Here is a 9,910-nt window from a genome sequence, read left to right on the forward strand (position 1 = left end):
CGCACGCGGGCGGACTTTCGAGGTGGCGACGCTGACCCTTCGGTCGCCCAAGTGGAGCTGGATGGTGCCGCCCAGCCAGTTGCCGGGGAGGCTTCGACCGGCCACGCAGAATTCAGGGGGGTTACGCGGGTGGCGGTCCAGGTCAGGGGCGCTGTGTGGGACAGGTAGGGCGTCGCCGGGTGGTTCCGGTTGGCCGTGGATGGTGATCCCGAGCAGAATGGCTGCGGCCACGTGTCCGCTCACCCACAGCGCTCCGAGGACTGTGCCTAACCGGTCGCGGTCGGGGGTCGCGTGGCGGGCACTCACGACCAATCACCGCGCCGCGCCAGGACGGTGAGGTCGGCCGACTCCGCCCGGGGCTCCTCGGTGGTGCCGTGGCGCTGGCGCAGCACCAGGCCGCCACGGCGGACACGGGGACGACCCGTTCCGCACCGTCGGGAGCACGCACCAGGTCGCCGACTTCCGGCCGATCCTCCGCGCTCACGGCTGGCCCTGGGTGCGGCGCTGGCGGGTGAGGTGGCTCCAGTGGGCGAGCTGCCGCATGCGGTGCGCCACCAGCTCCGCGCGCGCCACGTTGGGCACGAACACGGTGGTGGTGCCGGCAGGGACGGCGGCGGACGGGTACAGCCGCCAGGCGAGATGTACCCGGTGGCCGCTCGCGCCTGGGGGCGCGCTGGAAGCGCGTAGGTGGTGCGGGGATCCGTGGTGGTCACGGTCACGCCACCGCGCGGCGCGGGGGCACGTACTCGAGGGTGGCACCTAGTGCGGCGAGTTCGCGGCGCAGCTCCTCGAACGCCGTCTCGTCGGCGGCGACCATGGCGCGGGTGCGGGTGATCACGGCGGTGACCTGGCGTTCCTGGATCAGCCCGAGGAGCCGTTGCCAGCCGTCCCGCTCCGTGAGGAGGTGTCCGCGGTTGCGGTCGCGGACGTCGGTGACGGTGTCCCAGCCGAGGACGTCGCGCGCGTACTCGGTGGCGGTGACGGCCATGAGGGCGGTGGACTCCAGCTCGCCGGTGCAGACGTACACCGCGGCGAGGGGTCGGCCGGCCGGGGTGCCGGCGGAATAGGGTTCGGCGGTGGTGGTGTGGCTCATCGGTACTCCGCTGGCGTGGTCGAGGGTGGGTGCCGTGCCCGCCTGCGACGGGGGGCGCGGGCGGGCACGGCAGATCAAGGAGCAGCCCGCCTCGGGGGAACGAGGCGGTTCAGCGGGTCGCACTGGGCTGCACATTCAGTACAGCGCCGGTGACCTGTAGTCAGGGAGGTCAAACCGCGAGGTGGGTGGGTGCGGTGAACCGGAAATTTGGGAGCCAGGGTTTTTCCGGTCAGCTGTGACGCCGATCACCTCAGCGCTACCGTCGCAGGTATGACGGGGCAGCAGGAACTGAACGCGGCGCTGGCCCAGCGCATGACCGATCTGGGCCTCACGCAGCAGGGATTAGCCGACCAGGTTAACGCGGAGCTGCGCGCCGCCGGGCGGCGAGACACCGTTGGTGACCGGACGGTGCGGCACTGGCTGAGCGGAAAAACCCGGTGCCCGCAACCCGCGCAGCTGGCCGCGCTGGCGGCAGTATGCGGTTGTCCGGCCGACGCGCTCGGCTTCCGCCTCAAGAACCATCCCGCTCACGCCGCTGTCCCGACTGCCCCCGCCGAGGTAGAGCCTGTGCACCGCCGCTCGTTCCTGCACGTCGTCACCAGCGCCGCCCTGTCCCCGGCCGTCGCTGCACCGAGCCGCATCGGGATGAGCGACGTGCGCCGCCTACAGCGCCAGTTCGCGCAGATCGTCGCCGATGACCACGCTCACGGCGGCCGGACTTCCACCGAGTACCACGCCCTGGCCCTGGCCGAAGAGGCCATCGAGCTGCAGGCCCAGGGCGGCGCGACGCAGCGAGTACGGGCCGCCTTGTACGGGACGGCCGCCGCGTTCGTGTCCTCGGCGATGTGGGCCGCCATCGACTCCCGCCGCTTCGACACCGCAGCTGGGCATCGCGACCGCGCGGCCGCCCTTGCGGCCATGTCCGGGGACCAGGGCATTCAGTTCCGTGTCTGGTCCCACGCGGGGAGCCTGTACCGGCTCATGGGCCGCCCAGCTGATGCGCTGGCCGCCAACGACGTAGCGCGCGCCCTGCCGATCGCCCGCCGTGACCCGCTGTTCGCGTCGCTGGGTCATGCCCGGCATGCCGCGATCCTCGGTCTCACGCGGGATCGGCCAGCCGTGGACCGGGCCCTCGGTCGCGCCCAGGCCGCACTGGGCCGCGCAGACCCCGAGCAGCAGCGCCCGTTGTGGCTGACGGCGTTCTACGACCAGGCGGAGTTGGACTCCCTCGCTCTGACGTCGTACCTCGCCGCTCGGCGGTACGAGGAAGCCGAGGCTCGCGCGCACCGCTCTCTGGCCGCCCGGCGGGGTCATCTGCGGCGCTCGAACGTCATCACCAACGCGCGGCTGGCCCGCGCGCAGCTCGGGCAGGGCGACGCCGACGCCGCCGTGCACACCGCGGTGGCGCTGCTCCGCGGGGAGGGCGCTCGGCATCCTCGCGTGGTCCGGGCGTTGGGCCACCTCACCGAGACCCTGCACGCCACCGCTCCCGGGTCCGCGGCTGAGCGGGCCTGGGAGGATCACTGGATCGCCGCACAGAGAGGATCCGCATGACCAGCTCGACAGCAGCAGGCGCGCGCATCGCGATCGAGCACCACACCGACCTCCGGCCCGTGCGGCAGGTGATGTTGGACGTGTACGCGGACGTGCGGCGCGATCTGATCCACCTGCCGCACTACAGCGTGGACGCCTACGCCGAGCGCTTGGACCGTCATGCCGCCGAGGACGGCTGGGAGGCGGTGATCGGCTATGACGGCGTCGAGCCGGTGGGCTACGGCTACTGCAACACCGTGCGCGCCGGGGACCGCTGGTGGCAGCGCATGGAACTACCGCTGCCGTCTGGCTGGGAGGAGGCTGCGGCGATCGCGTTCAAGGAACTCGGCGTGCGCCCGGCGTGGCGCAAGACCGGTGTGTCTGTGCGCCTGCACGATGCTCTGCTGTCCAAGCGGGGCGAGGAGCGCGTCACGCTCCTGGTTAATCCGGCGGCAGGTGACGGCAAGGTCCAGGCCCTGTACGCCAGCTGGGGTTATGAGCCGTTCAACCGGCAGACCCCCAGCCCTGGCTCTCCGCCGCTCGTCGCCATGGCCCGCGCCACCCGCCCGAGGTAGCGGCAGTAAGCGCCGCCTAGCTTCGGCTGGCCGATCCTGAGGAGGCTGACCGGGTTGCGTCGGGGGCTACGGTGGCCAGTGGCGGGCCGCCGCCCTGTCGACTAGGGCGGCGGACTGCCACGGGCGGGTCCCTCGACGGTGCCTGCGTCGAGGGACCAGCTCAGCCGCCGTGGCGGATGAGGAGATAGACCGGTTGGGCCATGCCGTTGCACACGGCTTGGGCCCAAGCTTGCCGCTGTGGCGGCTTGGGCGGCTCGGGTTCTTCCTTGGGCGGTTGTCCCTGGTCGGGCACGTCAGGGCTGGTCATGGTTGACCCCCATCGCTCGGACCGGTTCGGCCGGTCACCTCTGGCGGCGGGCTGCAGCAGAGGTGCTCGGGACCGCCGAGGGGCCGGCGCGGGTATCGCTCAGCTCTCGGTTCTCCTTGGAGAAGGCACCAGAACTGCTGGCGTGCGCTGTGGAGGATGTCCGCGTCATCGAGCTGCCAAGCACGATCGAGCTCACGGACCCCGCGCCGGCAGTGGCACACCTTGGTTCCTACGAAGCCTGGGCGGACCAGCTCGGCGTGCCCTTCGCGGCCACGCTGGAGAAGTCCAAGGCGCTGGCGGCCGCAGAGATCGCAGAGCGCGGAGCATTTCGCATCACTGCCTCGGCGGCGTCCTCATCGGCCGCCGGAGTCAGACGCTGTACCCGGGTGCTGGGAGCTTGTAGCCCATCGCGAGGCGAGGCCAGGCGCTCAGTAGAACCCTTTCCAATCCGGCCCTTGCATCAACTTCGCGACCAGTTGTTGCCGCACCTGTTCGGAGTAGACCGCCTCAACGTCCCAGGGCCGGACGTCCGCCCGGCCAGTTCGCGCCGGGTGCACCGCGCGTAGGCCGTCCGCCAGTGGCTCCAGTTCCGGGTCGGTCAGAGCGAGCCTGTCGAACAGAAGAGAGAGAAAGACTGACAGCGCCGGTGCGGAGCCGGTGGTCACCTGACTCATCGAAGTCAGTGGAAAGCCGAAAAGCGCCGGGCCCGGAGATTCGTCAGTTGGAGCCGTGACTGATGAGGGCATGAAGGCGATCCGGGTCGTTGACCATGTGCCAAGATCCGCTACACACAAGAAGTCGAGCGCCTCCCTCGGGTGTTGGACGAGTGCGCTGTCCAGTTCGACAAGCGCCCGAGTGACGTTGTTAGAGGGCCCAGGGTCCGGAGACGCCCAAGCATGCGAGTGGGCAAGGAGACCGACGGGGAATTGGCCCAAGAGTTCCCCGCGGATGTGTCGTGGCGTTGTGCGGGAACCCCGCCGCAAGCGAGCGGCCCTGTCGATGCCGTCGCGGATCCCGTCTCGGTCAAGTGTGAGCTTGACGCTGAAGGCCGCCGCGACGCCAGCCGCCAAGACCTCAACCCGCTTCCGAAGTGCCCTCGGGTAACCAGGGCGGAAGACCACCAGGTCGGTCTCGAACACGTCGTCGCCGTCGTCCGGAATGATGTACTTCCGGGTGGCTACCTCGTAGTGCGGGGGAAGCCAATCAGAGAGAAACTGCTCCCAGGTCCCCTCCCCACCGTGCCCAGACCTCTGAGGATCCGTCCGAGCCTGTAGGTGAAGCCGGTCGTAGTCCTCGCGCACATCGCGTTGGACGTCTTCGAGCCAGCGGTCGTGGGCTGGGGACCGCGTGGCTGTCGATTCGTTGGCGTCAGGGGTGGGGTAGCCAAACCACAGTTCCGGCCTGGGCGGTTGGGCTGGGACTTCGCCGGGGGACATGACACTCCACTGATGTACTCGGCCCAGCCGATCCAGCCGAGAAGTTCCTCGAGCGACCGTAGCCCTGCGCGGGTGTTCCTGGTGCCCAATCTGGGAAACCTAGGGGGTCTGAGGATGCGCCGCTGGGGATCGTTAGGGGACCACGAACGCCACGCTGTACTTCGCCCTCGTGACGGCGACGTACAGCTTCTCTCGTGCCCCCGCCTCATCCGGATTGCGCGATCCTAGGTACTTGAGCATCGGCTTGGTTGGGAAGATGAGCACACGGTCGAACGTGCTGCCCTTCGACAGCCCGATGTTCATGGCGTCCAGACCAAGCGTGTCGGCCCGCTTGTCGTAGCGCAGCACCATGGGAGCGTGCCGCTGAACGTAGTCATGGACCTCGTCCCGCTTGATCTCGAAGATGCCGTCGTGGCCAGTCACCTCGGCGTTCTTCGAGACCGTCGGGTCCAGATCGGGGTAGAGCCCGTCCGCGAAGTCGCAGATCTCCTGATTGCAGCGGAAGCTCACGTCTCGCACGTCGATCAGGCAGCGATCGTCTCGCTCGGCGAGCCAGTCAACGACGCCGCCGCCCTTATACCGCTTGTTCTTCTTGGAGTTGTTGGTCGCGTAGGTGGCCTGCCGTGGGTCGCCCACGACCGTGACGCCGATGGGCGACTTGAACAGTAGGTCCAGGAGCTCCAGGTCGTGCCCGGCGAGGTCCTGGACCTCGTCGATGTAGATGTGGTCGTACATGCCGGCCAGGCGGTCAATCACCAGTCCGTTGGTGGCCCGGTTGGCTTGCACGGTGAAGTCAGACAGCCCGTCGCGGAACATGTCCTTGTGCCGGTCCATGTAGTACTTCTGAGGCTCAGACCTCTTGGCGAACTTGAATCTCTGCCCCACGAAGTCCAGGCCACGGATTACGCCCACGTCGCCGAGTACCGCGCTCTGATAAGGGCGGGCACACTCGTTGAGCAGGAAGGTGAACCAACCCATCGCCGTGACGTGCGCCGGCAGGATCCCACTCCCGGCGCTTAGCCGACCAACGAGCTGCCCCAGATTCTCGGTGGTGTAGGTCGTCACCAGCACGCGCTCGCTAGGGTCGCTCAGCACGCTGTCAACGATCTGCTGCGTCTTGCGGGAACCAGCCGCCGCGATCACGGCCAAGTTGTTAGGCGACTGCGTCACTGATGTACCCCGGCATCGTGATTCGGTCTCCTTCAAAGATCGCCAGGGCGACCGTCGTCTTGTGGCCCTCCATGTGCTTGAGCAGGTCATCGTCGTCATTGAAGCTGGTGCCCAGGACTTCGTTGAGCTTGTCGCGCCCATTCGCCTTCAGGAGCTGCGGTTCCAGGGTCTTGAAACCCTTGTCCTCGCCGACGCAGACCTTGACGTTGGGCAGCCCGGTGTAGGCCGCGTAGCGCGCCCGCACCACGGATGCATCGTTGCCGTCGTTGTCCGTAACCACAGCGACCTGGTTCCTCGGCAGCAGAGCGGCGATGTCAAGGAAGCGCTTGAAGGACAGTCCCCGGACGTTGATCACGTCAACGCCGTCTTCTGCCGGCAGCGCACCATGGACGTCGAGGTAGGCCCGCTGAATCACCAGCTCGTCGGACGGTCCCTCCACCAGGATCGACCGCGGCGCCAGGACCACGCGGAGCGTGTCGTAGCCCGAGAGCTTTCGGAAGTAGTCCTGTGTGCTGGCAGGGAGGCTGCTCATACGGAAGCCCCCTTCTGTCGAGAGCAGCACCAGGTTCTCGAGCCCGAGTTTGTTCAGAACGAACGAGCTGTGCGTCGTGATGAAGACCTGCTTGCCGACGCACTTGTCGCTGATCTTCTTCACCAGCTTGCCGAGCTTCGGGAAGGAGAGGTGGTTCTCGGGCTCCTCGACCAGGACGATGTGGGCGTCGGCCACCCGCTTGTTCAAGGCGAGCAGGATCTTGAGTGTGCTCTGCTCTCCCTTGCCGACGTACTGGTACGGCAGGTCGTCCAGGTGTGGCACGAGGCTGCTCTCCCAGCTGGCCTTGTGCGACAGGTCGATCCCGAGCGTCAGTTCACGATCACTGACGTCGCGCGGGGCACCACGCAGCCCCTCGTTGATCTTCTGGATGGCGCCGTTGTTGCCGAACTGCTCGCGAAGGTCTCGGTAGGCCCGGGTGAGGCCGACCCGCTGACTGGGATCGAGGTTCTGGCTGATGATGTTGCTGAGGTAGTAGTCCACGCCGTTCTGGAGCTGGATGTTGGACGCGTCGATGAGCGAGGCTGTCGCCGGCACGCTCTTGAACGTGATCCCGTTGCCCGAGAACCCGAGCCAGTCGACGCGGTAGTACTCCGTCGGGATCAGCCGAACCTGGTCGGGGTCCTTGATGAACTCCGCGTACTCCGCGGCGAAGTCCGAATTGAGGTACGCCCTGATGCGGACGCCAGGCTCATCCGCCTTCTTCAAGTTGTTGGTGCCCTTGAGTGCGGCGGAGGCCGGCGTGTCCTCCAGGAACAGATCGATGATGATCTCGGGTGGCCGAGCATCTCCGGTGCCGCTCTGCAGAGCCTCCAGATACTCCCGTACCGCCCGCTGGTGAAACATGAACGGCGAGAGTTCCTGTGCGATGAGCCGACCTCGAAGCCGACCAGTCAGCGCCAGGCTGATGGCCTCCAGGATGGTGGACTTACCGGCGTCGTTATCCCCAACCAAGATGTTCATGCTGGGGTCGAAGTCGAGCTCGAAGTCTCGAAACGCTCGGTAGTTCTTAATCGCTATACCAGTCAGCACAGGCGCAAAAATCCTTACTGCACTTAGATTAATACGTGAGCACGCATGAATCTAGACCTTAGAAGCAAGCCCATCCGATGGCACTCACGGGTGTGCACCCTGCTCTCCATTCGAAGAGCACAGTGACCTTCCCCGATGAGCTACCGCGCGGCGTAGACACCAGCATGCCCCACAGAACCTTCACGCACGCAATTCTCGGAGAATTGTTCGAGTCGAATTGACGTTCGAACTGACGTGGGAGTGGCGGTCGTTCTGCAAGCAGGCTGCGCGCGGGGGCGGCTGGCATGGCGGGCCTGGGGTGTGCAGTCAGATCCTGGCTGATCACGGCTGGCTCGGCCGGCGTTGAAAGATTGCGGATACGATTCTTTCGAGGCAGGAGCACAGTCGGTCAAGGGCGACCAGTGCGCTGCGCTGCGAGTCTCGAGTCCCGCGGCAGCAGTGCCAGACAACGAGCACAAGACAGATGCTGAGCGCTGCGAGAACCACCGTCACGGTGAGGGCCAGGCCAGAAGTCATGCCGAGAGCATGGGTGACCGCGTTGACCAGTGCAAACGAGCGCGCAGGCGTTAAAAGTACCTGTTTCGAGGCGCACTCAGGTAAGGGCCAAATGTCCCCTTTGGTGGCATTTTCCGAGGGGGGCCCGCTCGCTGACCTGCTGCTTCTCTTCTGAGAATGCAGCGGTTGAGCAATTTAGCTGGCCGACTGCCGCAAATGATATCGTTTATCGCATTCGCGGAGTTTTGTCCGGAAATCGTCATGGGTTGGCTGGAACGAGTCGGTGTGCGGTTGCCTGACTCGCGGGAGGGAAGCCTCCACGTGCGCACGGCGTCGCCGGCTCGGACGTACAGTCAGCCGACGAAGAAGTGGCGGCGGGGACACTGCCTGTCGGCGGCGAGGGTCAGGAACAGAGAGCCGAATGCTGGGCGTGTTGCGATGATGTCCTAGTCCTGGGAGACCGGGGGCTGCGCTTTGGGCGCGTAAGCCCAGGCCGTCATCTCCTCAGGCGTTGGATTGGCCACATCTTCGAAGGTGGGTTCCGGGCTCACAACGCCTATACAAGCGCAGCAACCTGATCGCTACCAGTGGCGCGCTGATCCGGGGGCCGCCGGGCGGCCGCTGACCGTCGTTCTCCAGTTCGTCCAGGCCGAAGGCCAGGCCCGTGCCGGGCGAGGCAGCCGTCAACCACGTGCGGCCGGTACTGGATCTGCTTCCATCGTTGTTCCGACCAGCCGCGGGCCTGCGGACCACGTTCCAACTCCCGCTCCAGCCTGGCGATCTGGGCTTCACTGAGTCGAGGTCTTCCCGGCGAGCCCTTCGACAGGGCTGCCGCCTCTCCGCTATATCGCCAGGCCCGGCGCCACCGCTCGACTGACCGCACGCTGATCCGCAGGCCAGCGGCAATCTCCTCGTTCTTGTGCCCCACGTCCTGGAGCCGTAACCGCTCCCGCCCTGGCGCGGACCCCCACCACGCCTGGGACGGCGTCGGCGGCACGACGTTGAGGCCTCATCATTACGACGTTCACGTCGCCTGGATAGGGGCCACATCACGTTCGTTGACACTCACGGTCGAGGGATGGGCTATGACGGCACCTCGATCTTTTGGGAGCTGGCCCAGTTTGACGGAGCCGCGCAGGGTTGAAACCAGGTGAAGCTGTTGGGAGCGCGAAGTTGCGCCCAGGAGCAGGTCGTCAAGAGCGCAATTCGTCCTCCGTGCACTTGACAACATATGGCACTTCGTCAAAACCCCGTCCGGGGCCCCTGATCTCGCGGCATCTCGGGGCTCGTGAGGAGAGATTTCTGGGCATCTCGACCGTTGTGGGTGATGCCAGTCAACATGGTTTGACCTGGGAGCGGATTGGGAGCCGAGTGCTCCCAGCTTCGCTCCCAGTCCGCTCCCAGCTGAAGTGGGTCGGAAAACGTCGAGAGCCGGTGTCTGATGAATCAGACACCGGCTCTGACCTGCGACTCTGGACTAGTGTCCGAGTCGGGACGACAGGATTTGAACCTGCGACCCCTTGACCCCCAGTCAAGTGCGCTACCAAGCTGCGCCACGTCCCGTGACTGCTCTGCCTTGCGGCTTCGCGGTCTGTCCCCGGTCTCCCGGGCACAGGAAGAACAATACAGGATCCCGGGCCGTGCTCGTGCACGGGTTTCCGCATCGATGCGTGCAGGTCACAGGGGTGCGGGGGTTCGTGGGGTCGGGAAGGCGATCAT

At 66.4% G+C, this 9,910-nt stretch carries 6 protein-coding genes, 1 tRNA gene and 1 pseudogene; 2 read left to right on the plus strand and 6 right to left on the minus strand.

From position 1 onward, the window contains the following. Window positions 1–715 precede the first annotated feature (715 nt). A complete protein-coding gene (locus DN069_RS07715; protein WP_111500106.1) occupies window positions 716–1,093 on the minus strand; it encodes a hypothetical protein in 378 nt (125 codons plus the stop codon). Between the two features lie 270 nt (window positions 1,094–1,363). On the opposite strand from DN069_RS07715, the gene DN069_RS07720 reads away from it, so the two are divergent. Together DN069_RS07720 and DN069_RS07725 are read left to right on the plus strand one after the other, a co-directional pair. Then, window positions 1,364–2,647, plus strand: a complete 1,284-nt coding sequence (locus tag DN069_RS07720) for an NsdA family TPR-like regulatory protein (protein WP_111500107.1) — start codon at window positions 1,364–1,366, stop codon at window positions 2,645–2,647. Then, on the plus strand, window positions 2,644–3,201 hold the full coding sequence (locus DN069_RS07725) for a GNAT family N-acetyltransferase (RefSeq protein ID WP_207892080.1): 558 nt from the start codon (window positions 2,644–2,646) through the stop codon (window positions 3,199–3,201). The genes DN069_RS07720 and DN069_RS07725 overlap by 4 nt, the downstream gene beginning before the upstream one ends. Before the next feature lie 735 nt (window positions 3,202–3,936). On the opposite strand, the gene DN069_RS07730 is transcribed toward DN069_RS07725, so the two are convergent. From DN069_RS07730 to DN069_RS07750, 5 genes and pseudogenes are all read right to left on the minus strand, one after another. Continuing rightward, entirely contained in the window at window positions 3,937–4,944 is a 1,008-nt protein-coding gene (locus DN069_RS07730; RefSeq protein WP_133259848.1) for a DUF6602 domain-containing protein, read from the minus strand. A 132-nt stretch (window positions 4,945–5,076) separates the two neighbouring features. Then, on the minus strand, window positions 5,077–6,087 hold the full coding sequence (locus DN069_RS07735) for a UvrD-helicase domain-containing protein (protein ID WP_243638985.1): 1,011 nt from the start codon (window positions 6,085–6,087) through the stop codon (window positions 5,077–5,079). 10 nt (window positions 6,088–6,097) lie between these two features. Then, window positions 6,098–7,696 carry an ATP-dependent nuclease gene (locus tag DN069_RS07740; protein ID WP_111500110.1) on the minus strand — a complete coding sequence of 533 codons (1,599 nt, stop codon included), beginning with the start codon at window positions 7,694–7,696 and terminating at the stop codon, window positions 6,098–6,100. A gap of 1,210 nt (window positions 7,697–8,906) precedes the next feature. Further along, a pseudogene (locus tag DN069_RS42805) lies at window positions 8,907–9,188 on the minus strand (helix-turn-helix domain-containing protein); the annotation flags it as partial. A gap of 492 nt (window positions 9,189–9,680) precedes the next feature. Further along, window positions 9,681–9,754 (minus strand) — tRNA-Pro (locus tag DN069_RS07750). Between the last annotated feature and the right edge of the window lie 156 nt (window positions 9,755–9,910).

The sequence above is a fragment of the Streptacidiphilus pinicola genome, from assembly GCF_003258295.1.
Classification (GTDB): Bacteria; Actinomycetota; Actinomycetes; order Streptomycetales; family Streptomycetaceae; genus Streptacidiphilus; species Streptacidiphilus pinicola.